The organism is Cytobacillus sp. QJM3NY_8, assembly GCF_056173585.1.
Window position 1 is genome coordinate 3678802 of the sequence record NZ_CM149681.1, and the last position, 23536, is coordinate 3702337.

A 23536-nucleotide genomic window follows, 5' to 3' on the forward strand; every position below is an offset into this window, starting at 1 on the left:
TTCAATTTTCGCCACTGATTGCTAGTTGAGGCCCACAGGAAGTGGGTCACAAAGACGTTGCCACAGGAGGTGGCATTTCTTAGTCTTTGTTCTTCTTTTCGGGCCTTCACGGGCAGTTTGACCCCCACTTATCCCTCAACGATTTTTCCAGATCCTCGAAGTGGAGGTCTTACTGTTCCTGTCCTTCATCTTAGTCAATTTTAAAGCTGATCAGCTTCATCTCTGTCATTTCTTCAACAGCATATTTTATGCCTTCACGTCCCATTCCGCTCATTTTTACACCACCATATGGCATATGGTCTACGCGGAAGGTTGGGAAATCGTTAACCATCACACCGCCGACATGAAGCTCCCTTGCTGCTTTGAAGGCTTTATTCACATCATTGGTGAAAACACCAGCCTGCAGGCCATAATCTGAATCATTCACAAGCGCAAGCGCCTCTTCAAAGCTGCTGAATGAATTAATATGGACAACAGGTGCAAATGCTTCCTCACAAGAAATTTTTTCTGATTTATCAACGTTCAGCAGGACGGTTGGATACAGGGTATTATCTGCTGCCTTTCCGCCAAGAGCAAGTTCTGCTCCGCTCTTAACGGCACTCTCGATCCAGCTTTGCGCGCGGTCGGTGTCGCTTTTGGAGATCATTGCAGAAATATCTGTTTCTTCATTAAGCGGATCGCCGATTTTTAGCTTTTTGGCTTCCTCAACAAAGCGTTCGGCAAATGTCTGGTACAGGGATTCATGGACATAAATGCGCTGAACGGAAATACATACCTGCCCCTGGAAGGCAAATGCCCCAGCTGCAATTCGCGGAACAATTTTCTCCACGTCTGCATTCTCATCCACTACAACTGCCGAATTGGAACCCAATTCAAGTGTTACTCTCTTTAAGCCTGCATTTTCCCGAATCTGCTTTCCTACTGCAGGGCTCCCTGTAAAAGTAATCATCGATATGCGGTCGTCTGCAACAAGCACATCCCCTACCGTTCCGCCGCTCCCTGTAATTACATTCAGAGCTCCATCAGGAAGTCCGGCTCTGTGAAAAATATCAGCTATTTTATATGCCGACATTGGCGTTTGGGATGCAGGCTTTAATACAACCGTGTTTCCGGCAGCAATTGCAGGACCCACTTTATGGGCAACAAGGTTCATAGGAAAATTGAATGGAGTGATGGCGCCGATAATTCCAAGCGGTTCCTTTACTGTATAGGCAACCCTGCCTTCGCCTCCAGGAGCAGCATCCATTGGGATTGTCTCTCCATAAAGCTTGCGCGCTTCCTGGGCAGCGAAGGTATATGTCATGATGGTGCGGTCCACTTCTCCTCTTGCAGCCTTTAGAGGTTTAGATGCTTCACGCGCAATGATCATTGAGCACTCTTCTTTTTCTTCCTTCATAATGGCAACTGCATTTTCCAGTATTTCTGCCCTTTTATGAGCAGGCATTTCAGCCATTATTTTTCTGGCATGATCTGCCGCATCAATCGCTGACTTCACATCGGTAGGAGAAGCCATGGCAACTTCTGCAATACCTTCCCCGCTATAGGGGCTTTTCAATGCTTTGTAGTTCTCTGTTTCCTTGAACTTTCCGCCGATCCATAAATGTTGTTTCATTGTATTCCTCCTTATGTGCAGCATTCACCTATTACTTCTTCCAGTACGGTTAAACCTTCATTGAGCTGTTCATCGGTTGTAATAAGCGGAGAAAGCAGGCGAATAATATTGCCATAGAGGCCAGCACTCATAATAATGAGACCGCGCTTGTGCGCTTTTGACAGGATCTCCTGAACGATTTCCTTATTCGGTTCCTTTGTATCCTGATCTTTAACAAATTCAATGGCACACATTGCCCCTAAAGAACGAACTTCACCCACTTGCTTATATTTTAAAGGAAGATCTGAAAATTTTTCAGTAAAAAGGCTTCCGATTTCATTTGCCCTTCCTAATAATCCTTCTTCCTCAATTGTTCGAATCACTTCTAATGCGGCTGTACACCCGAGCGGACTGCCTCCATAAGTTCCGCCAATTTCACCGATATTCGGTGAATCCATTATGTCAGCCCTTCCAGTTACAGCACTGATAGGCAATCCGGCACCGATTGATTTTGACATCGTAATTAAATCCGGCACAACATCATAATGCTCCATAGCAAACATTTTGCCAGTCCTGCCAAATCCCGTCTGAACCTCATCAGCGATAAAGAGGATTCCATGTTTTTCACAAAGCTGTTTTACACCTTTTACAAAACGGGAAGACGGCATAACAAAACCGCCCTCACCCTGTACAGGCTCCATAATGACAGCAGCAATTTCTTCAGGAGGCACCTCGCTGAGAAAAAAAGTTTCGAATCTTTTAAGTAAGGCAAGATCATGTTCTTTTTCCTTCAGACCTTCGCTGCGGTAATAATAAGGGTAAGGCCATTTATATGTTTCAGGCGCAAATGGCCCGAATTCATATTTATATGGTTTAACCTTACTTGTTAAACTCATGGACATATAGGTCCGGCCATGAAACCCCCGCTCAAATGATATGATCCCTTTTCGGCCGGTATATTTCCTTGCTATCTTTACGGCATTTTCCACTGCCTCTGCGCCGGTGCTTAAAAAGAATGTTTTTTTGCTGTGGTTTCCAGGTGTAATGCTGTTGAGCTTTTCTGCCAGTTTAATATAAGGCTCATACATCATGACATGGAAGCACGGATGAAGATATTGGTCAATTTGGGCATGCAGGGCTTCCACTACCCTTGGCGGGCAATGGCCAACATTTAATGTGCCGATTGCCCCGGCAAAATCAAGAAAAGTATTTCCGTCTATATCTGTCAGAAGTACTCCATTTCCCTTATCAGCAAATGTCTGAATCGTGTTAAACGGCCCCTTTGGCACATTCTGCTCTTTTTTAGCCAATAATTCCTTCGCTCTCGGCCCCGGTATCTCCGTTCTTATTTTTATTGATCCCATCATCATTTCCCCTCTCACTGATTAGTGCCGCACCATTCCATCATGGCCAGAGCAATGATTTCAGCAGCTTCAAAAACTTCCTGCAAGGAGATATACTCGTTAACATCATGGGCCGCTTCAGTTACACCGGGGCCAAAGACAACAACAGGTGTATTCCCCACTTTGGATAATATGCCTCCATCCGTGCCCCAGGGTGATGCTTCAACTGCCGGCTGCATGCCTTTTACTTCTTCAAAAGACTCCGATATTACGGTCATTAGAGGGTGATCCTGTTCCAAATCACCAGGCAGCCAGCGTCCGCCGAACCATTCAACTTGAGGAGGATTTTTTTTAAGCCACGCATCATTTTGTGCTGCTTCCTTCAGGCACTGTTCCAGCTCTTTTTCCGCAGATTTCATTTCCTCATCTGGCGCCACCCCCATCCTTCCCTCTATGATGGCAATATCCGGCACTGAAGAAGGCCATTCTCCGCTATTTATTTTTCCGATATTTATAGGGATTGGTATAGGAATCTTGGAATATAGCGGATCCTCAATTCTAATGTTTCTTAATTTTTCAAGTTCCTGAAGCTTTGTCATAACTGTCATGGCTTTTTCGATTGCATTGATGCCTTCATATCTGGTTCCTCCATGAGCAGAACGCCCTTTTACCGTTATCCGAAACCACATCGAACCCTGCTGTTTTGGGAAGAGCTTCATATTTGTCGGTTCGGGAATGATTGCCCCGTCGGCTGTATATCCCCGGAGGACAGCAGCCAGAGTACCCGCCCCTCCGCTTTCTTCTTCTATGACACTTTGGAATATCACATCACCTTTAAGCTTAATTCCAAGCGTTATGATGGCTTCCATTGCAAGCAGGAGTGAGACTGTTCCCCCTTTCATATCCGTCGAACCCCGGCCATATAGTTTTCCATCTTCGATTCTGCCGCTAAATGGGTCATGATCCCAATCATTTCGGTCTCCCTCTGGAACAACATCAATATGGCCATTGAGGATAAGGGACCTTCCTCCGCCTGTTCCTTTCAAAACAGCCACTACATTGGGATTTCCGGAAAAATCCTTTCTATCCGAACAAAAAGCAGGATGTTTGGTCAATTGCTCCTTGCCAATCTCCCAAATATCCAGGGTTAGTCCAAGTTTGCGGCATTTTTCAATGATGACAGCCTGTGCACTGCTTTCTTTCCCACGGATGCTTCCTTCCTGGACAAGCTGCTGAAGAAGTCTTGTTCCCCTTTGCCTATTTTCTTCCAGCCACTGTTTAATCTTTGCATGAGCATTCATATTCCCACTCCTTTTCTGAGACCACAGCCAAACATAGGATACTATCTATCAATTAATCACTCTCACATTCCCAGCAATGGTAAAGCCGCAGCCGGTTTTCGCCCTTACTGCATGAATCGAGTGCGGTGCAAACAATTCTGTCAGTGTCAGACCATGATTTGTTATTTGAAAGACAGCCATCTCCGTAATAATCATGTCTACACAGCGGGCAGATGTAAGAGGCAGACTGCACTCGTTCACAATTTTTGAATTTCCATACTTATCTGTCTGGTTCATAAGGACAATTACTTTTCTGGCTTTTTGGGCAAGTTCCATTGCCCCGCCCATGCCAGGAACTTTTTTACCAGGGACAATCCAATTGGCCAGATCTCCCCTTTCACTCACCTGCAGGGAGCCAAGGATCGTCATATCAACTCTTCCTCTGCGTATCATCCCAAAGGCAATAGTACTGTCACAATACGAAGCACCTTTTACAACGGAAACCGGAAATCCGCCAGCATTACAGAGATTTTCATCTTCCTTCCCTTTCTCCGGACTTGGCCCCATACCTGTAATGCCATTTTCAGCATGAAACATCACATTTGTCCCAGCTGGCAAATGATTGGGAACAAGCGAAGGAATTCCAATGCCAAGGTTTACAATCATCCCGTTCTTTATTTCTTCAGCCGCACGTTTTGCAATGCGATCTCTGATTTCTACTCCCATGCCCATTTCCAATTCACTCCTTTCGAAGGGACAATATAATCCACAAAAACCCCTGGTGTTATAATTTCATCAGGATCCAGGCTGCCAAGGGGGACAATTTCCTCCACTTCTGCAATGGTCATATCTCCCGCCATAGCAACAAGCGGGTTTGTGTTTCTCGCACTTTTGTCATAAATTAAGTTTCCGTAAGGATCCGCTTTTTTTGCAAAGACAATGGATATTTCAGCTGTTAGAGCCGTTTCAACAAGATATTTTTTTCCACTCAAATTACATGTTTGTTTATTGCTTGTTACAATGTCATTATCAAGTCCAATATCGGAAAGAATGGCAGGGATGCCGACTCCCCCTGCACGGATTCTTTCTGCCAATATTCCCTGTGGCGAAAACTCCACTTCCATTTTCCCATCTGTCATTAATTGGCCAGCAACGGGATTTGATCCGATATGGGAGGCAATCATTTTTTTCGCCCTTCCCTGGCTTACCACTTTCCCGATGCCAATATGGGGAAACCCTGAATCATTGCCAATAAGCGTTAAATCTTTGAATCCATTATCCAAAATTCCGTCAATAAGGGCAGGAGGGGTGCCAATTCCTCCAAATCCGCCAAACATAATGATCATGCCATCCCGAAAATGCTTCATTGCCTCATCAATTTCAATGATTTTGTTATAAGTGTTCTCCATATTTATTCAGCCTCTTCCTCAGCAAAGATCAAGTGTTTTTCTGTGAAAATCTGCAAAGTCCCTTCAAACCTTTTCACCAGATCATCAATTTCCCTTTTGGTAATGGTAAGCGGCGGTGCAATCAATACAGCATCTCCATCGATGCCGGTTTTGCCTGCCCCCGCCGGGTAAATAAGCAGTCCCTGTTCCTGCGCTTCCTGTATTAATCTCTGTGTCAGATTAAACCTTCTCGAAAACGGCTCTCTGGACAGATGATCTTTTACAAATTCAAGTCCGATCATTAGTCCTTTTCCTCTTACATCACCAATAAAAGAAAATTTGGATTGCAGTTTTGTCAGCTTATTTTTCAAATACACACCTTTGCTATCCACTTCAGGGATGATGTTGTTTTTTTCAATATACTCAAGCACTGCGAGAGAAACTGCGCAGGACTGAGGATTGGCACTTAAGGTATGGCCGCTCATAATGCTCTTTGACCCTGCCAAAATAGGCTTCATAATTTCATCGCTTACAAGGGCAGCCGCAATCGGAGCATACCCGGCCCCCATTCCTTTACCAAGTGCGACAATATCAGGTTTTACATTCCATTGCTCGCAGGCAAGCATTGTGCCCGTTCTGCCAAAACCGGTCATAACCTCATCAGCAATAAATAAAATGTCATGCCGGTCACAAATTTCTTTTATTATCCTGTAGTAATCTTTTGGAGGGGTTATAGCACCCCCTGCAGCCCCAATGACTGGCTCTGCGATAAATGCAGCAATATTCTCTTGCCCTATCCGTTTAATGACGGTTTCAAGTTCATGGGCACACAGATATCCGCATTCAGGCGCTTCCAGCTTGTATGGACACCTATAGCAATATGGCGGATGAATGACAGGAAAATCTTCAAGCAGCGGTATGAAACGCGCCCTTCTGCCCGTATGACCTGACATTGATAAAGCACCCAGAGTTATGCCATGATAGCTCATCCACCTTGAAAGCACCTTTGTTTTTGTCTGAATGCCTTTTTCCTGCCAGTATTGAATCGCAATTTTCATAGCTGTTTCAGTGGCCTCAGAGCCGCTGTTCACAAAAAAGCTCCAATTTAAGTCGCCAATTGCCGCTTCCGCTATTTTAAGAGCCAGCTTTTCAGCTGCCCCGCTGGTAAATTGCGAACGATACACAAAAGAGACTTTCTTAGCCTGTTCATGCATTGCCTCAATGATTTCCTCAACACCATGGCCAATATTTGCCGTTATCGCGCCAGACGATGCATCCAAATATTCCTTTCCGTCAGTATCATATAAATAGACGCCTATGCCATAATCAATAACTGGATAATGTGCATGAAGCATTGGCTTAATTAGGTTTGATTGATCCATTTCAGAAACCCCTCCATTGTTATTCGTGGAAAAAAAGCGTCTTGGGCTCTAAAGTTGAAGCAGAATTGTAAAGTGTGACGCTATCTTCTGGGCCAATATATTAAAATATATGAAATGACTTCCAAAATCTTTCTTAAAGAATATTCATATCTTTAAAATGAACCATTTGCAGGAATTAAAAAAACAGCCGGTGTAATCGGCTGTTTTTTTGGTTAAATAATGCTTTTTTTCAGGTTCATCAGATCAATGTCTTCCTCTGCAAGTTCTTGAAAATATCCTTCTTCATCATGATGAAAGACATACTCAAGTTCTTCTTCAGCTTCTTTCAATTTATTTAAGATTGATAGATAGCAAGCTTTATTATATCTCGCTATCAAAAGATCAGGATCAATTTCAAGCGCTTCCTCCATTAGTTTTAGTGATTTTTCAACATCCTTTATTTTATGAAAAGAAATAGCCAGTTCAATATATAAGGAAGTATCATCGGTATGAAACTTTAATCCTTCTTCCATAATCTCTATTGCTTCTTCATACCGTTTTCTTTTATTTAATAATTGTCCGTATCTAAAATGGGCTTCTTTTTCATACGGATTTTCTGTTAACACCTTTCTTAAGATTGTTTCTGCCTGGGTGAATCGCATCCTGTGTGTAAATGCAACTGCCTTTAAGAGCATGAGATGTGTATCGTTCGGCTTTTCTTTTAGGCAGGCATCCAGCAGTTTTATTGCTGTGTTCATCTCTGCCGCTTCCTCAATGGGATCATTCCCGCCCGCCATATGGATCTGTACAAGCTGATAGGCTGTAATAAAATCCCAATCTTTTTCAAGAGAAGATTTCAGAACCTTTTTGGCATCCTCCTCAAGATTTACAGATTCATAGAATCCCGCAAGACCGATTGGTGCATTTTTATTAAACGGATTATGTCTGATTGAGGATTCATATAAGTCGATAATCACTCCAAACAAAGTAATCTGCTTTGTCTTCTCTCTCATCTTTTGAACAAACCTTCCAATGAAGGAGGAATTTTGATCAGCTTCCCAATCCACACCGCTTGCATGCTGGGCCAATGCATCAGCTGCCTTTAAGAATACCTGGCTTTTTTCCGTTTTTTCAGTTCTAATTTTCCCGAGGAATGCCGGAAGGTGTAAAATTTTATTGGTTTCGACAAATAGCACAATTAAAGTTTCATATATGTCTTCATCATCCCAATATTCTTTAATAAGTTCCTCCAGAAGCTTCCTAGCCTCTTTATATTTCTTATTCTCTATAAGCAATTTTGAATAGTGATGTTTTATTTCAGCTAATTGAGAATCCAGATTCAGGGCCAGCAAAAGACATTCCTCTTCCTTGATTCTGTCTCCTGCAGCTCCATAAGCATAAGCAAGGCTATCCAATCTCCATGTTTCCAGAACTTCACCCTGCATACGAATTAATTTTTCAATAACCCCCCGAAGCTCTTCCATGGATAGTAAGCTTGATAAATATTCAATATTAACTCTTAGAGGAGCCTTATCAATCAGCTTCAGCATATACTCTGCTTCCTTCAGTTCATTTCCTAAAATCCCATAGATTTGTGCAATGCGGCTATATGCCCCCTCTGTTTCAGGATTAAGATCAAGACATTTTCTAAATGCTTTAATCGCCGGTTCAAACTTTTCAAGTCTAAAATACGTTTCCCCCAGCCTGTAGTATGGAAAAGCTGTTTCATTTTCCCCGATGGCTCTTTTATAAAGGCTAATTGCTTCAGCATATCGCTCAGCACTTTCATATAAAGTGCCCGTATAGCATAGATAGTCAGTTTGAGAGTCTTCATCAGCCTTTGCTTCCAGAAAAGCGATTGCACGATTCACATAAGGCGACTCTTCTGCTATATTTACATATAGCTCCAGGGCTTCATTCAGATTTTGATCAACGTAGTTAAATCCCCTTTCAATTAGAGACATTCCTGCCTCCAGCAGGTGGGAATCCTTCAGGTCTTGTGCAAAGTCTGCAACCAGTTTGCCCCCATTTATTAAAAATTCGCTATCCTCACTGAAACGTTCTTCATGTTGTCTTATAAATTCTGCTGCTTCATCTGGCCTCTTCATTTCAGAGATAGCAAATGCATAACCCAGATAGGCAAAAACCTCATTAGGATTTTCTTCAATACAGGAGAAGTAAATACTCTCTGCTTTTTCATATTCCTCATGATCTTTGTAAAGATCACCCAAGCGAATTAAAATCTGCGGACTTCCTGATACCCCCGCTCCTTTCAGTAAAATCTCTTCAGCACGCATTTTATCTTCAAACAAATATTCATAGCAGTCGGCAAGAGCCAGATATGGATAAGAAATTTCAGCATCCAGGCTGGCTGAAATTATGTAGCCTCTTTCTGCTTTGCGGATTTTTCCTTCTGCCTGGTCAAGCTTCGCTCTCTCATACCATACATGCGCATCACCATGATCTTCACGAAGAAGCTGGCTGAATATCGAGCGTGCTTCATTGTACTTTTCCTGATCCGTAAGAATTATGGCATGATTTACTCTAATAAAGCGGTCTTGCTCATTTATATTTAGTGCAATGTCTGACATTTCTTTCGCATTTTCCGTCTCAGAATTATAGAGGAAGCACAGCGCAATATAACTCCAAATATAGTATTGGTCTGGGTCAAGCTGAAGGGATATTCTGAAATAGCCAATCGCAGAATAGTATTGGTCCTTATACATCTGGATCCTTCCACTCAAATATTGGTATAATGGGCTAAAGGTTTTTCTATTGACAAGTGATAAAGTCTTTTCCGCTCGATCGATTTCGTTTAAACGTATATATGCCTGAGCTGCATACAGCTTAAAAAAGTCTGACTCAGGAAAAATGGCCAGCAGCTTTTCGGAACATTTAATAATGAATTCTTTATGTTTATCCCCGGAAAAAAATTTTAATGTATATATGAGCGTATAAGGCTCATTCATTGAAGAAGATAAAAAGTCTGCCATAGCAGGTTCACTTTTCATTATGTCTTCTTCAACCATTTCCGAAAGGGAGTGAAGTTTTTTATAATACAGGTGATCATCCATAGGCAGGAATTCAAGCTCCGCCTCTCTCTCTATTGGCACTGCCGCAATCGACAAAAAGTTAGTATTTACAGCAAGCTTTTGGAACTCCCCATAAGGAACATACATTGTATCAAGAAAGTTTGGATCTTGTACCAAATAAAAGCCAAATCGTTCATCAATCCCAATCATAACCTGCACATGTGAAGATGCCTCAAAGTCCACACTAAGGATGATGGGTATCCCCTGCTGCAATAATGCCTTATAACGCTCCTTTTCACCCGTAAAGAAACGGTATGCGAAACCTTTTTTTTCAAGGTATTCCGCAGATGCAGACAGCTTTGAACCAGTCACATCAAAAATATGTTCAGCAATATCATCCTGAGTTTCCTTTTTACCAAAATAAGAAAAGAGCATTTCAAAGCTGGCAGGCACACAGTAATTGCTTTTCTGTACAATTGGATTGATTGAGAGCTTTACTGCATCACCTGTTTCAGAAAACCCCTTATCTCCTGAGAAAGGACCGTCCTTCATTTTCTTCTGAGAGATAAAGTGATGTAATTTTTCAAGTTCATCTTTTTGATAGTAGGAAAGAGCTCTAAGATGTTCAAAATAGCACTCATAGCTGTGAAAAGGAACAAGTCGATCGAGCTCACTCATTTCTGCTAGCATGTCCTCATGCAAGCCGAAATCTCTGTATCTGCGAATAAGCTCCAATTTTAATGCAGGCGCCTGCGGGTGGACTTCCATGCCTTCTTTAATCGTTTGAAGAGACTTTCCCCCTCCTCCATTTGATGCGTATAGATCTGATAACAAAAGATAACAAGCAAGTCCCCGTTCTTCATCTCTCAGGCCAGCAGTTAAATGAGATTCTGCCTTTGCACGGTCTCCTATCTGCAGATAATAAAATCCAAGTTTATCCCAGATTGGCTTTTCGCTGATCGCCTCCATTTCAACGAGCTTTTTCACTGCTTCTTTTGTTCTTTTTAACTCAAGAAGGCTATGTACTTCTGTAAATAAAGCACTTATCCTCAGCTCAGTTTCTGCTTCATGCGGCATCTTTTTCAAATATTCCGTTATAATATAATTTGCTTCCAGTGACCTTCCACTGTCAATTAACTCATCGCAATACCAAATGGCGGTTTGAAGTGTTTTAAAACGCCTGTGTGCATAGCGGGCAAGAAACCCGCTATATTGGTACATCACTCCACGGTCAAATAATCGAATGAGCAGCTTAAAATCTTCAACTGAAGATATTTTTGCTAATTTATTCTTAATAATTGAGAATTTTGATTTTTTCATATCTTCCAACTCATTAGCCAGAACATTCAGCGCCTTTAAAAACTGCCTGTCTTCTGCCAGGCCTTTTAGATTTTCCAGAATTTCCATTGTGCACCTCATTTGGGTATGATAGAAATATAATACAAACATTTACAGAGATTTACTACAGGAAATGGTTGTATTTTTTTCTTTGCATAAAAATACCCCGGCATATGATCCGGGGATTAATTATCTCTGTTCAATCCAAATTTCACTTTCAAAACCTTTTGCTTTTATTGCTGCCCTTCCTCCAATCGGGATAGTGGCATAAGGCTGTACATGGCCAAAATTCACATCAGCTATCACAGGAATGCCGTGAAGCTCTTTTTTTGACTCAATAATCTTTCTCAGTGCCTCTTCGGTAACCTGGGAATTCTTCTGAAATCTGCCAATCAGGATTCCTTTGATGCCTTGAGCATCAGGCAGGTGCAGGAGTGATTGAAGATCCCGATCAAATGTAAGAGCATGTGATTCCTCATCATCTTCAATAAATAAGATTGAATCCTTTAATGATGGCATGAATTCTGTCCCCTGCAGCAAATTAAGTGTGCATAAATTTCCTCCAATTAATCTCCCTTCTGCATCCCCTTCCTGGATTACCGTATACCCATTATTTTTGATGAAATGCCTGTCTTCCTGATCAAGATACCATGGATCATCACTCCAATCTGACGAAGCGAGGATTTCATAGGGAGCGTCATTGGTTACTGCATTAATAAAAGAATCAAGAGTGTACTCAAACCCATGTTTCACACCGAAGCTTGAAAAATGCGGGCCTGAATAGGTGATCAATCCTGTTTTTTTATAAATTGCTCCCTGCAGTGCCGTGATATCACTAAATCCGCAAAGTATTTTCGGATTGTTTTTTATTATCTCGAAGTCTATGTAATTCAAAAGCTGGTTGGCGTTATAGCCGCCAATCACTGTGAGGATCCCCTTTACATTAGGATCAGTAAAAGCATCATGCAAATCTTCAATTCTCTCTTCAATAGAAGTACTGAAAAACTCATCATGCAATTCTGCATTTTTGCCGTATGTTATTGTGAATCCAAGCTGATTCAGCCGTTCCTGGGCAATTCGCAATTGTTCGCCTTTTATGATGGCCATGCTTCTTGCCGGTGCAATGACCCGGATTTCATCTCCTGGCTTTAAACGCTCTGCAAGCATTATGTCCTCTCCTTTGCTCCTTTGAGCCTTGTTTATTTTTTTTACATTTTATCAGATACAATCTCGTTAAGAAATGACTGTTTTTACATATTGAAAAAAGGCCAGCTTTTCAGCTTGGCCTTTCTGCTTTTATACTATTGCAGCTTCCCTTCTTGGTGCATTGCTTTTCTTTTCTACGATATCCCTTGCAATCCAGACTCCGCAAGCTCCCGCTTGTGCGAGACCTCTAGTGATGCCTGCACCGTCCCCGCCGACATAAAGGCCGCTAATTTCCGTTTCGAAACGGTTATTAAGTCTTGGGCGCGCAGAGTAGAATTTTGCCTCTACGCCATAAAAAAGTGTATGTTCTGATGCAAGACCAGGAGATACATGGTTTAAAGCCTCAGTCATTTCAATCAGGCTTTTCATTGTATTATATGGAAGCACAAGGCCTAGGTCGCCAGGTACCGCCTCTTTTAAGGTTGGCTCCAGGAAACCTTCTTTAATCCTCTTCTCAGTTGATCTTCTTCCTTTTAATATATCTCCATACTTTTGAACAATGATTCCGCCGTTTGAAAGGCTGTTGGCAAGCCTTGAGATTTCGTGTGCATACTCATTTGGCTTATCAAACGGTTCTGAGAATGTATGGGATACAAGCAGAGCAAAGTTTGTATTCGGGCTTCCCAGTTTAGGGTCTTTATAAGCATGGCCATTCGCCAGCATGATTCCGGAGTGGTTTTCCACTACGACATGGCCAGAAGGATTGCTGCAGAATGTCCGAACTCTTGTACCGACAGATGTATTAAATGTGAACTTTCCTTCGTAAAGATGTTTATTAATCTCTTCCATGACAATATTGGAAGTTTCGACCCGGACACCAATGTCGACTTGATTATTGATCATCTTTAAGCGGCGGGACTTCAGGAGGTTTGCCAGCCAAACAGATCCATCTCTCCCGGGTGCTACAACCACCTTATCAGCATGAACTTCATTTCCGGACTTAAGCTTAACCCCCATAATGCGATGGCCATCAGGCGTTTTTTCGGTTATAAGATCTTCAACCTCTGTCTTATAAGACATATCAATTTTTTCACGCAAATATTCATAAATGCTTTTTAGTATTTCAAGGTTCTGCTCCGTACCTAAATGCCTAACCTGTGCACGAAGAAGTTTCAGTCCCGCTGCATAACCGCGGCGCTCAATATCTCTCACTTCAGCCGTCATTGGATCTGTGATGCTTTCAGTTGCACCGTGTTTCAAATTAATTTCATCTACATATTTGATCAATTCAACAACCTGGGAATCAGGGAGATAATCTGTCATCCAGCCGCCGAATTCACTTGTAATATTGAATTTCCCATCTGAATAAGCCCCTGCTCCGCCAAAACCATTGGTGATTGAACATGCCGGCAAACACCCTGCATACTCTTTTCTTCCCGCGGCCGGCGGGCATTTCTCAATCTTTTTCTGTAAAATCGGACAATTCCTCCGATAAATATCATGACCTTTATCAATTAATAAAATATTTGCTTCAGGCATTTTTAGTGTTAGTTCATAACAAGTAAATATTCCAGCCGGTCCAGCACCGACAACAATAACATCATAATTTGCATTCATCGTCCTATTCCCCCAGACGCATTATTCGTTAATTTCATCAACCCTAGGTAACTATATCAAACACTGAATAAATGGTCAATCTTTTTACGAACTATTTAATAAAATTAATCAATATTGTTCGGTTTTACAAAAGTTTATGTAAAATTCCGCGAATAAACCGCAATTGCTGGCCCCTTAACAAACTGAAGGCTGCTCCTAAAGAGCAGCCTCCACAAGATTCATTTTATATTACCAATTTCCACAGCAGCATGCTCCGATAATGATCAATAGAATGAACAATACGACGATCAATGCGAAACCGCCATATCCGCATCCTCCATATTGAGCACCCGCTACAGGATATCCATATCCTGGAAAACATTGGTCGTAGCCAGCACCAGCAACTGCACCTTTATACATTAATAATCACTCCTCAACAAGATTTCTTGGGCATTTTCAATATTAATGTATGTGCGGAGAACTTGACCCGCATGTGCATTTGCCCATTTTTATAAAAAAACGCTGAACTCCATTTTAAATCTTCCCCCATAGCCATTATTAGGGTACGATAACATTAAGGATTCAGAAAAGAAGCGGGGGATTCAAACCAATGAAGAAAAGGAAGATCGGCATATATTTTTTTATCATCACTTTTATATATGGTTTGTATCATTTGTTTGATAGCCTATCTAAAGTTGAAGGGGCAAATCCAACTAACGTGTATCAAAAGTTATCATCAAAAGAGAATATCAATTACCTCATTATCGGGGATAGCATTGGCAGGGGGTCAGGTGCGACCTCCAAATCATCTGCATGGTTTACAAGGCTTGAGCGGCATCTTCATAGTGAATTTGAAATCAAAGCCAGAAGGCATTCTATAGTCCAAAGCGGTGCCACTGCCTTTGAAGGCTTATATAAGCTTCAGCAATCCGAACATTTAGGGAAAATTGATTTAACTTTTATCGTGTTTGGGGAGAATGACCGCAAATATATGGATGAAAAGCAATTTTCATATTTCTACGAAGGGCTTATCCGGAAAACCAAACAGCTCTACCCTGATACCGAGATCATAACCATTACAGAAAATCCGCTTGATAATGAAGCATTTGTCCAGGCCATTTCTGTTATTTCTAATCACTATGGCGCAAAAAATGTGGATATGAGAAAGCCGTTCGGACAATCCGGATTGCCTGCTCAGGAACTGACAAAGGATATGGTCCATCCAAATGATGAGGGCTACAAAATATATGCAGATACACTAATAAAGAAAATAAGAGAATTAGCCGGCAGTCATGCAGAAATTGCTGAACTTTCTGCCCCCATTCATGAAAATGCGGATATTGAAATAGCATCGATTCCTCATGTAACGGACATATCGGGTTCATTTATTCACAAAGACGGCATTTGGGAGAGCAGCAAGGCGGGTGACAGTCTTGAATATCAATTTAGCGGCCCCTTCCTAGGCGTCAATATGATTCGAAGTGAAAAAGGCGGAAAGATGGATGTTTTTATAGATGATGCATATATCACATCTTTATCCGCTTGGTGGCCATTAACTAAAGAGCGATACCAGTATATCATTAGCGGCCTTGATCACGGAACGCACCATGTGAAATTTATTGTATCGGATGAAAAATCAGTAAACAACAGCACGAACGATGCTGTTATTCAAATTTCTTCCATCCTGAGCAGATCAGAATAGGAAGGTTTTTCGTTCGATTGAGGAGAAATTCATGAAAAGTTTATTAAAGAATTTTATCAATGGGATTCTAACAATTGTGCCCATTATTTTAGCAATATTTGTTGTGGTAAAAACCTTTTTGTTTTTAGACAGCATTTTGGGGAATCTCTTAAAGCCTTATTTAAAAGATGATTATATCCCTGGAATCGGACTAATAGCTACACTTATCCTGATTACTTTATTAGGATGGCTTTCCACCAATTTCCTTACAGGTTCCATTATTAAACTTGTGGATCGAATGCTGGAAAGAATTCCTCTTGTTAAAACGATTTACACAGTCATTAAAGATACTGTCCATTCCTTCTTGGGTGAAAAGAAATCTTTCTCAAAAGTAGCATTGGTTACAATCCCTGGGACCGAAATGAAGAGTCTCGGGTTTATTACTTCAGAAGAATTGGAAGAATTTTATGACCCGCTGAAGGAATATGCGGCTGTCTATGTTCCGCAGACTTTCCAGGTAGCCGGCTTCACATTCTTAATACCAAAGGATCAAATCGAGATCATAGATGTTAAGCCGGAAAATGCAATGAAATTTATTCTATCTGGAGGAATGACCTCGAAGGGAGTTCCGGAAAAGGACCGGAGTTTTTAAGAAATAATCAGAAAAAGCCGCCTAAAAATTAGGCGGCTTTTTCTAATTATTTTGCAGTAACAGTCATAATCGTAGATGTCCCTCTAGCCACAGGTCCCTCCACACTCTTCTCAAGAGAAGCGACCTGGTCGCCATTAGTGACAATGATCGGAGTGATAGTGCTCTTTGCCTTTTCTTTAACTAGAGCTAAATCAAAAGTGACAAGCTTATCCCCTTCACTGACCTTTGATCCTTCGGAAATATGGGTCTCAAACCCTTCCCCTTTCATCGAAACCGTTTCAAGGCCTATATGAATTAAAATCTCTGCACCATTCTCAGCACGAATGCCAATTGCATGCTTGGTAGGAAACACTTGAACTACTTCTCCATTTACCGGGGAAACAACCACCCCTTCTGCAGGTTCGATTGCAATACCGTCCCCCATCATTCTTTCTGCAAATACAGGATCAGGCACGTCTTCCAGATTAACTGCCGTGCCTGTCAAAGCAGCCTTAACCTCAATTGCTTTAACTGCTTCCTTTTTGCCAAATAATTTCTTAAACATAAAAACACCTTCCATTTCTTAGTTTGCATCATTAAATAATTGCAGAAATTCTTTATAGCCTTCTTCCTCCAGTTTTTCCTTAGGAATAAACCTTAGTGCAGCAGAATTAATGCAATAACGGAGGCCCTCAGGTCCCGGCCCATCATCAAAAACATGACCAAGATGAGAATCGGCTGATTTGCTTCTCACTTCCGTTCTAACCATAAAGTGGCTGCGATCTTCTTTTTCCACAATTTCTTCATCCTGTAGGGGCTTTGTGAAGCTTGGCCAGCCACATCCTGCGTCATACTTGTCTTTTGAGCTGAAGAGAGGCTTGCCGGAAACAATATCGACATAGATTCCCTCTTTAAATTCATTCCAATATTCATTGCGGAATGGCGGCTCCGTGCCATTATTCTGAGTGACTTCATATTGCATTGGATCAAGTTTCTGCTTTAAATCTTCTCTATTTTTTGCCATTATCTTTCACCCCAATGCTTATTAATAAATGCCTTTCTTCCAGAGCCGGATTGATAGGAACTGTATCTATCCGGATTTTTTTTGTAATAATGCTGATGATAGTCTTCTGCAGGATAAAAGTCTGAAGCAGGCAGAATCCTGGTAACTATCGGTTTCGTAAATGGTCCGGTTTCTTCAAGCTTTTGTTTGGATTCTACTGCTGATTGCTTTTGTTTTTCATTATGATAGAAAATCGCTGTCTGATATGATTGGCCGCGATCATAGAACTGCCCGCCTGCATCTGTTGGGTCAATCTGCTGCCAATATAGTTCAAGAAGCTTTTCATATGGGAAAACCACAGGATCAAATGTAATTTGAACTGCTTCGTAATGACCAGTCGTTTCTGAACAGACTTGCTGGTAAGTAGGATTTTTTACATTCCCTCCGGTATATCCGGATATTACTTCTTTAATTCCAGGCTGTTCATCAAAAGGTTTTACCATACACCAAAAGCAGCCTCCTGCAAATGTTGCCTTTTCAAATAGTTTCTCTGTCATTTACTCCACCTCTTTCCGGCACTTTTCTATCTTTTACTTTTTCCCTTAGAATGATAATTTAAAGCTATATACATAAGATTAATGAAAAGATTCCTTATATGCAAAAGAAACCTCTTTAGCGAAGAGGTTTCTGAGGTTTATGAATTTTCACATTCTTTTGTTCTTTGCTCCGGCACTCACTTTTTTCCAGCGTTTGCGTTCTTCAGATTGGGCTCTCTTATCCTGCTTTCTGTCCAGATAAGCGAGTTCCTTGAGAAGCTTTTTATAGCTGTTAAGACGTTCCCCTGATATGTCTCCATCCTCTATCAACCTATGCACAGCACAGCCTGGCTCATTTTCATGTGTACAGTCCCTGAACCTGCAGTTTTCAGCGGCTTGCTCAATATCTGTGAAGCTTTCAGAAAGCCCATTTTCACTTTCCCACAGCTGAAGCTCTCTCATTCCTGGAGTATCAATTAATATGGCACCGTCAGGCAGCAGGATGAGCTCCCGATGGGTAGTTGTATGCTTTCCTTTATCATCACTAATCCTAATATCCTGGACTTTTTGCTTATCCTCGCCAAGAAGGTAATTTGTAAGAGTGGATTTCCCTACGCCTGAAGAGCCGAGTAAGGCGATTGTTTTTCCTGGCTCTAAAAAAGGCTTAAGCTGGTCTATTCCCTTCTCTTCAATGACGCTGATTGAGATAACAGGAACACCCATGGCGACACTATCCACATCAGCAAGCTGATCCTCCAGATTTTCACAAAGATCAGCCTTGGTAAGAACTATAACAGGATTTGCCCCGCTTTCCCATGATAAAAGCAAATAACGTTCCAATCTCCTTAAATTAAGATCCTCGTTAAGAGAATTAACAAGGAAAATAGTGTCTACATTGGCTGCTACAATTTGCTCTTCAGTATTCATCCCTGCAGTTTTCCGTGAAAATTTGCTTTTTCTTGGAAGGACAGCATGAATCGTCCCTCGCTGTTCTCCTGCCCTTTCTTTGATGACAACCCAGTCACCGACAGCTGGATAATCTTCCCTTGAAGATGCACTGAAAGAAAACTTCCCTGATACTTCGCAAAGCATTTCAGAGTTATCTGTCCAAACGCGATACATTCTTTTATGCTCTAGTGCAACACGGCCAATTTGATAATCTTTATCTTCATACACTGAAAAAGCCTCTTTAAAAAAGTTATTAAATCCAAATTTATTGATTGTCAATGTTTGTTCCTCCATGCTTATAGAAATTTAATTTACATACAAAAAACCATAGGCAATCAGCCCATGGTTTAATAATGCAAGGTTCAATAAGCAGTGGAAAACTAACTGTTCCGCTCGATTAAACGATCTCCATTTGGGCTGTGCCTGAATTTTTTACAATGAACGTATTTGCATAAATTTCTCTTTTCATAGCACATCACCCGCTTTCGTTTATTTGTTTATATTATATGGAATATTGCACCAGAAGTAAAGCCTATTTTTTTCTCTACTTCATTTTCCCCATGTGGCATTCATCCAGTCAGAATCATATGTTATTGGAGCAGATTTAGGAGGGAGAAGCATGGCTTCAGAGAGAAATCGGCAATGGTACTTCCAAAGAGCAGCTAAGTATGATCTTCTTTCGCAGTATTTTAAATATATTGATCCTGCACAGCATATTGCTTATTACTATAAACATTTACATTGCCTGAATCAGGCTTTTCAAATAATGCGGACACAAAACCAGCAGCCTTCTGAGGGACAGCAGGCAAAAGTACGGATCTTTCATGGTTCACCTGATGCCGGTCAGGTTGATATTTATGTAGACGGTACGCGTATTTTGAAGGACTTCCACTATAAAGAAGCAAGCGGCTATGCTTCCCTGCCAGCCGGCAAGCATCAGATAGACATATATCGAGCAGGCAATATGGTGTCCACGCTTCTAAGCAGAAAAATCATTGCTGCCGCAGGAATTGCATCGAAATTAAAGCTTGTTATTTTAGAAGACCACCATAAAGTGCCTGCTGGAGAAACAAAAGTCAGATTTGCCCATCTTTCAGCTGATGCTCCTGCGGTTGATATCGCCGTAAAAAACCGGGATGTCGTTTTTCCCAATATCGCTTTCAGGCAGGCAAGCAAATATCTGGCCTTAACTCCAATGACTGTCGACTTGGAAGCAAGGATATCAGGCACCCCCAATGTAGCCCTGGCAATTCCTCGGATGCAATTTCAAGCAGACCAGGCTTACACCCTATTGGCTGTAGGTTCTGTTGCCAATGAGCCTGTGCTTGAAGCAATTCTGATTCCAGACTAATGGGTTCAAATACCCATTAACAGAAAAAGGAATCCTTTGCGAAAGGATTCCCTTTTCTCATTTAACCGGCACAAGAAGGGTAAAACGAATATCATCCTGCTTTAAATTAAATTCATCCACTTTTACTTTCACATCACTTTTCAGCTTCATCTCCTGCAGCGACACATAAATTCGTTCTTTCTGCGGCTGGATTGTGACCCCTTCTGGAACCTTGTAGCGGTCTTTTACCAGCTTTAGGACATGTGATACAGGAAGATTCAGCTGCCCTACAGATATGGACTTTTGCTGGAGGACAACATCCCCATTCTCCAAGGCTTCTGGTTCAAATGATAATTTCATTTGCAAATCCTGGCTGAAAAAAGGGATTGTGCCATATAAATCAACTTCATCATTCAAGAGAACTTTATAATCTATTGCCCCTGTCAGTCCTTCTTTTTCAAGATAGTGGTTAATGACTCTATTCAAGTCTTCTTTATTGGCTTTTATGTTAAAAGGAACATAATTATCACTATTCTCGGTGATCGCTGTATAGCCTTCATCATCTGCCGGCATGCTGATAAAAATAAACAGCACAATTAAGATGAGTGCATTAATGACCAGCAGCGCAAAAAACAGCTTTTTCCATTTGCTAACTTTCAATAATCTTCTCTCCATTTCCTTCTGCTTTCCTTTTATACGGAATTTCTTTCAGAACTTCTTCTGTGAGGATTTGATGAACTCGGTCAGCTATTAATTCATATCCTTTGTCATTTGGGTGAAAATAGTCTGTATATAAAAGATTATCATCGGTATTTTCGAAAATATCATCTATTTCAACAAAATAGGTTCCCGGATACTTTTTTAATATTGTCTGGCTTGTGCCATTCCAATCTTCAAGAATATCATTTATTTCCGTTATTTCGGAAAACCATTTTAAGAAGGGATTATATAATCCTATTAAAATGATTTTACTATTAGGGTTTACCTCTTTAATCGCATCTAAAACATCAATCAGATTCTGCTCATATTTTTTCTTTTCCTTAACAAAAGCTCTCAGCTTTAGGTTTGAAAAATTCTCGCGGACTACTTTCATCACATCATTTCCGCCAATGGTTATGATAACCGCGTCTGCACTCTTCACAACATCTTTTACTTCTTCAGTCCCTAGCTTTTTCAATAATTGATCGGAACGATTGCCTCTTACTCCAAAATTATAAAAAACAGCGTCTTGCACACTTTTGTCTTTTTCCAGTGACATTTCAAGATATGGCACGTAGCCTCCGCGTTCAGTACTGTCTCCAACCCCCTGGGTTAAAGAGTCCCCTACTGCAGCAACAGTAATATTTCTTGGAAAAAAGTCGAAGGGAATCTCCTCTTTAAGTGCAAGTTTAGATTCTTTTTCAGAATGAATGATTTCGCTGTTGTTTGAGGAACTGCAGGAGGCGAGAAGAAGCATGATCAAAAAGATGAAGGTGAATTTTTTTATCATACTATCACCTGCCTATATAATTCAATCATATTATAACATGTACTTTACTATTAAAAAGAATTAGCTTTTGCCCGGAAGGTTCCCGGGCTTATCTGAAAAGAAAAATAGACCTTTTCCAAGGTCTATTGCAAGGCTTTAATATCATTCATTATTTCATCTAATGGAATTTCATTAAGACCGGTATAATATTTCATTACATTGCCGTTCTGGTCAACAAGGTAAAAATCAGTTCCATGGATAACCTGATCGCCTGTTTGCGGCTTTTTCACAATGGCTTTGAAATATTCCATAGCATACTTTTCAATTTCTTCCTGGGAATAGCCGGTCAGAAAATGCCAATTGGTGAAATCTGCATTGTATGTTGATGCAAATTCCTTTAATACCTCCGGTGTATCAACCTTGGGGTCAACACTGAAAGAAACAAATTCGATATTTTTAATGCCTTCCTTCTTAGCCAAATCCTGAAGCTTCTTCATATTAGCTGTCATTGGCATACATACATCTTCACAGTTAGTAAAAATAAAGTCCGCAACCCATACCTTGCCTTCAAGATCCTTTAAACCAATTTCCTGATTGTCCTGATTTGTATACTTAAAATCTGCAAGTTCCCAGTTTAACGCATCCTTTATGCCACTCTGTCCACATGCTGAAAGGACTAAAAGCATAAAAACTGAAACGATAATGGCAAAAACTCTTTTTCTCATACATTCACCTGCTTTAATTAGTTACGATGCTAATTTTAGCAAATATTCTTGAAAGAAGAAAGAAGTACTTGTGACAAACTTGTGAATAGAAGCTTTTGCCTCTTTTTTAAGAAATAGCGGGATAAGCCGGAAGCATCCGCATAAACACATTTTTCCTTTTAGGGTGTTTTCGTTTTATGATTGGTCATTATCTCATAAAATTTCCTGATAAAACTTGAATAATTAAATTGTACAGCAATCCGATGAATCCGGTATTTCATCTTATCTTCAGGAGGTGCATTCCTAAAATCTCCAATGCTCTGGCCGAACGCCTCCCCTCTGTTGACAATTATTTTTACCGGGACTTCCATATATTGAATTTCAGCTTCTTCTAGCATTGCCCAAAAGGTTAACAAATCGTGCAGGGGACTGCCGCTTATGCCAGGGGAGGTTCCTTTATAAAAATGAAAATAATAATCAACCATAGGCTTAATAAGCAAGCCTACTTTATTTTGTACAGACTGATAATAAGCATCAAGGGCGTCGACAACAGCTGGTGTAATGATTGCAGACATCGTTACATCCAAAGGAAGAATATGAATTTTCTTCGGTGCATTCGCAAACACGACATTGGCCGCATATGGATCACCATAAAAATTTGCTTCAGCTACCGGAGTCACATTGCCAGGAACATTAAATGCCCCTCCCATTATGTAAAAGTCACTGACTTTACTCATGAGTCCAGGGTAAAGAATAAATGCCGCAGCCAGTGATGAAAGCCTGCCTACATTTACTATAATTATATCATTTTCATACTTCTGGATCAGGCCTTTGAAATCATCAAAATTTTCAAATATGTCATTGGAATTCTCCAGATTCGGCACAATCGGGCCGAGTCCCTCTATACCGTGGACGTCAGGATAATACACCGGAACTTCCCCGGTTAATGGCAAAACAGCTCCGCTGAATACAGGAATTTCCTTGTGTCCAGTTACTTCTTGCAGGTATGCAGCATTTCGGATGGCATCTTCCCTTGATACATTTCCATAATCAGCAACAATCCCCACGATATTGATTTCTTCTGAGAAAAAGGCAAAGATCACCGCAACAAAATCATCTATTCCAAAGTCACTGAATAAAAGGACATTTTTTTTCTTCAA

Annotated in this window: 21 protein-coding genes; 3 read left to right on the plus strand and 18 right to left on the minus strand. The window is 41.0% G+C overall.

Features of this window, described 5'->3' with window-relative positions; all coding sequences use genetic code 11:
- Nucleotides 1–190 precede the first annotated feature (190 nt).
- From AC0VZ9_RS18955 to AC0VZ9_RS19000, 10 genes are all read right to left on the minus strand, one after another.
- Entirely contained in the window at nt 191–1612 is a 1422-nt protein-coding gene (locus AC0VZ9_RS18955) for an aldehyde dehydrogenase family protein (RefSeq protein WP_071157288.1), read from the minus strand.
- Between the two features lie 11 nt (nt 1613–1623).
- Nucleotides 1624–2958 (minus strand): 4-aminobutyrate--2-oxoglutarate transaminase, encoded by a 1335-nt coding sequence (gene gabT, locus AC0VZ9_RS18960; protein WP_099049176.1) that lies wholly within the window; start codon nt 2956–2958, stop codon nt 1624–1626.
- Nucleotides 2959–2969: 11 nt separating this feature from the next.
- Nucleotides 2970–4235: a peptidase gene (locus tag AC0VZ9_RS18965; protein ID WP_251175755.1), complete on the minus strand. Its 1266-nt coding sequence runs from the start codon at nt 4233–4235 to the stop codon at nt 2970–2972.
- Between the two features lie 48 nt (nt 4236–4283).
- Nucleotides 4284–4946 (minus strand): 3-oxoacid CoA-transferase subunit B, encoded by a 663-nt coding sequence (locus AC0VZ9_RS18970; protein ID WP_019379703.1) that lies wholly within the window; start codon nt 4944–4946, stop codon nt 4284–4286.
- Complete coding sequence (locus AC0VZ9_RS18975) at nt 4931–5623, minus strand: CoA transferase subunit A (RefSeq protein WP_009332593.1); 693 nt, start codon at nt 5621–5623, stop codon at nt 4931–4933. The genes AC0VZ9_RS18970 and AC0VZ9_RS18975 overlap by 16 nt, the downstream gene beginning before the upstream one ends.
- Before the next feature lie 2 nt (nt 5624–5625).
- Nucleotides 5626–6984, minus strand: coding sequence for an aspartate aminotransferase family protein (locus AC0VZ9_RS18980; RefSeq protein ID WP_251175756.1), 1359 nt, complete (start codon nt 6982–6984; stop codon nt 5626–5628).
- 212 nt (nt 6985–7196) lie between these two features.
- The gene (locus AC0VZ9_RS18985) at nt 7197–11402 is read right to left on the minus strand and encodes a tetratricopeptide repeat protein (RefSeq protein WP_475396617.1); all 4206 of its coding nucleotides are present in this window, start codon (nt 11400–11402) and stop codon (nt 7197–7199) included.
- Between the two features lie 120 nt (nt 11403–11522).
- A complete protein-coding gene (locus AC0VZ9_RS18990; RefSeq protein WP_019379706.1) occupies nt 11523–12500 on the minus strand; it encodes a S66 family peptidase in 978 nt (325 codons plus the stop codon).
- Between the two features lie 129 nt (nt 12501–12629).
- Nucleotides 12630–14096 carry an NAD(P)/FAD-dependent oxidoreductase gene (locus tag AC0VZ9_RS18995; RefSeq protein ID WP_019379707.1) on the minus strand — a complete coding sequence of 489 codons (1467 nt, stop codon included), beginning with the start codon at nt 14094–14096 and terminating at the stop codon, nt 12630–12632.
- Between the two features lie 228 nt (nt 14097–14324).
- The gene (locus AC0VZ9_RS19000; protein WP_009332599.1) at nt 14325–14495 is read right to left on the minus strand and encodes a YjcZ family sporulation protein; all 171 of its coding nucleotides are present in this window, start codon (nt 14493–14495) and stop codon (nt 14325–14327) included.
- 190 nt (nt 14496–14685) lie between these two features.
- Here AC0VZ9_RS19000 and AC0VZ9_RS19005 point away from each other — a divergent pair, with 190 nt between their 5' ends.
- Both AC0VZ9_RS19005 and AC0VZ9_RS19010 read left to right on the plus strand, forming a co-directional pair.
- Complete coding sequence (locus AC0VZ9_RS19005) at nt 14686–15777, plus strand: SGNH/GDSL hydrolase family protein (protein WP_019379708.1); 1092 nt, start codon at nt 14686–14688, stop codon at nt 15775–15777.
- Between the two features lie 31 nt (nt 15778–15808).
- Nucleotides 15809–16408 (plus strand): DUF502 domain-containing protein, encoded by a 600-nt coding sequence (locus tag AC0VZ9_RS19010; RefSeq protein ID WP_009332601.1) that lies wholly within the window; start codon nt 15809–15811, stop codon nt 16406–16408.
- A gap of 46 nt (nt 16409–16454) precedes the next feature.
- On the opposite strand, the gene AC0VZ9_RS19015 is transcribed toward AC0VZ9_RS19010, so the two are convergent.
- The 4 genes from AC0VZ9_RS19015 to rsgA form a co-directional block, all read right to left on the minus strand.
- Complete coding sequence (locus tag AC0VZ9_RS19015) at nt 16455–16952, minus strand: PTS sugar transporter subunit IIA (protein ID WP_019379710.1); 498 nt, start codon at nt 16950–16952, stop codon at nt 16455–16457.
- 18 nt (nt 16953–16970) lie between these two features.
- Nucleotides 16971–17411, minus strand: a complete 441-nt coding sequence (gene msrB / locus AC0VZ9_RS19020; protein ID WP_475396618.1) for a peptide-methionine (R)-S-oxide reductase MsrB — start codon at nt 17409–17411, stop codon at nt 16971–16973.
- Nucleotides 17411–17947: a peptide-methionine (S)-S-oxide reductase MsrA gene (gene msrA, locus AC0VZ9_RS19025; protein ID WP_251175466.1), complete on the minus strand. Its 537-nt coding sequence runs from the start codon at nt 17945–17947 to the stop codon at nt 17411–17413. The genes msrB and msrA overlap by 1 nt, the downstream gene beginning before the upstream one ends.
- Before the next feature lie 147 nt (nt 17948–18094).
- Nucleotides 18095–19153, minus strand: coding sequence for a ribosome small subunit-dependent GTPase A (rsgA, locus tag AC0VZ9_RS19030; protein ID WP_009332607.1), 1059 nt, complete (start codon nt 19151–19153; stop codon nt 18095–18097).
- 340 nt (nt 19154–19493) lie between these two features.
- Here rsgA and AC0VZ9_RS19035 point away from each other — a divergent pair, with 340 nt between their 5' ends.
- Nucleotides 19494–20225: a DUF4397 domain-containing protein gene (locus tag AC0VZ9_RS19035; protein WP_475396619.1), complete on the plus strand. Its 732-nt coding sequence runs from the start codon at nt 19494–19496 to the stop codon at nt 20223–20225.
- 57 nt (nt 20226–20282) lie between these two features.
- Here AC0VZ9_RS19035 and AC0VZ9_RS19040 read toward each other — a convergent pair whose 3' ends face one another.
- The 4 genes from AC0VZ9_RS19040 to AC0VZ9_RS19055 all read right to left on the minus strand — a co-directional run bounded on the left by AC0VZ9_RS19040 (nt 20283) and on the right by AC0VZ9_RS19055 (nt 23536).
- Complete coding sequence (locus tag AC0VZ9_RS19040; protein WP_251267395.1) at nt 20283–20864, minus strand: YpmS family protein; 582 nt, start codon at nt 20862–20864, stop codon at nt 20283–20285.
- Nucleotides 20854–21693: an SGNH/GDSL hydrolase family protein gene (locus tag AC0VZ9_RS19045; protein ID WP_251267396.1), complete on the minus strand. Its 840-nt coding sequence runs from the start codon at nt 21691–21693 to the stop codon at nt 20854–20856. The genes AC0VZ9_RS19040 and AC0VZ9_RS19045 overlap by 11 nt, the downstream gene beginning before the upstream one ends.
- A 122-nt stretch (nt 21694–21815) precedes the next feature.
- Nucleotides 21816–22397, minus strand: a complete 582-nt coding sequence (locus AC0VZ9_RS19050; RefSeq protein ID WP_009332611.1) for an SCO family protein — start codon at nt 22395–22397, stop codon at nt 21816–21818.
- Between the two features lie 158 nt (nt 22398–22555).
- Nucleotides 22556–23536, minus strand: coding sequence for a nucleoside hydrolase (locus tag AC0VZ9_RS19055; RefSeq protein WP_019379713.1), 981 nt, complete (start codon nt 23534–23536; stop codon nt 22556–22558).

Bases quoted from the DNA above. Each gene is read 5' to 3' on its own strand.
- AC0VZ9_RS18970 (WP_019379703.1), bottom strand. From the start codon at position 4,946: ATGGGCATGGGAGTAGAAATCAGAGATCGCATTGCAAAACGTGCGGCT.
- AC0VZ9_RS19000 (WP_009332599.1), bottom strand. From the start codon at position 14,495: ATGTATAAAGGTGCAGTTGCTGGTGCTGGCTACGACCAATGTTTTCCA.
- AC0VZ9_RS19035 (WP_475396619.1), top strand. From the start codon at position 19,494: ATGGCTTCAGAGAGAAATCGGCAATGGTACTTCCAAAGAGCAGCTAAG.
- AC0VZ9_RS19010 (WP_009332601.1), top strand. From the start codon at position 15,809: ATGAAAAGTTTATTAAAGAATTTTATCAATGGGATTCTAACAATTGTG.
- AC0VZ9_RS18965 (WP_251175755.1), bottom strand. From the start codon at position 4,235: ATGAATGCTCATGCAAAGATTAAACAGTGGCTGGAAGAAAATAGGCAA.
- AC0VZ9_RS18980 (WP_251175756.1), bottom strand. From the start codon at position 6,984: ATGGATCAATCAAACCTAATTAAGCCAATGCTTCATGCACATTATCCA.
- AC0VZ9_RS19045 (WP_251267396.1), bottom strand. From the start codon at position 21,693: ATGATAAAAAAATTCACCTTCATCTTTTTGATCATGCTTCTTCTCGCC.
- AC0VZ9_RS18995 (WP_019379707.1), bottom strand. From the start codon at position 14,096: ATGAATGCAAATTATGATGTTATTGTTGTCGGTGCTGGACCGGCTGGA.
- AC0VZ9_RS19005 (WP_019379708.1), top strand. From the start codon at position 14,686: ATGAAGAAAAGGAAGATCGGCATATATTTTTTTATCATCACTTTTATA.
- AC0VZ9_RS18985 (WP_475396617.1), bottom strand. From the start codon at position 11,402: ATGGAAATTCTGGAAAATCTAAAAGGCCTGGCAGAAGACAGGCAGTTT.
- msrB (WP_475396618.1), bottom strand. From the start codon at position 17,411: ATGGCAAAAAATAGAGAAGATTTAAAGCAGAAACTTGATCCAATGCAA.
- AC0VZ9_RS18990 (WP_019379706.1), bottom strand. From the start codon at position 12,500: ATGCTTGCAGAGCGTTTAAAGCCAGGAGATGAAATCCGGGTCATTGCA.
- AC0VZ9_RS19015 (WP_019379710.1), bottom strand. From the start codon at position 16,952: ATGTTTAAGAAATTATTTGGCAAAAAGGAAGCAGTTAAAGCAATTGAG.
- gabT (WP_099049176.1), bottom strand. From the start codon at position 2,958: ATGATGGGATCAATAAAAATAAGAACGGAGATACCGGGGCCGAGAGCG.
- AC0VZ9_RS19050 (WP_009332611.1), bottom strand. From the start codon at position 22,397: ATGAGAAAAAGAGTTTTTGCCATTATCGTTTCAGTTTTTATGCTTTTA.
- msrA (WP_251175466.1), bottom strand. From the start codon at position 17,947: ATGACAGAGAAACTATTTGAAAAGGCAACATTTGCAGGAGGCTGCTTT.
- AC0VZ9_RS18955 (WP_071157288.1), bottom strand. From the start codon at position 1,612: ATGAAACAACATTTATGGATCGGCGGAAAGTTCAAGGAAACAGAGAAC.
- AC0VZ9_RS18975 (WP_009332593.1), bottom strand. From the start codon at position 5,623: ATGGAGAACACTTATAACAAAATCATTGAAATTGATGAGGCAATGAAG.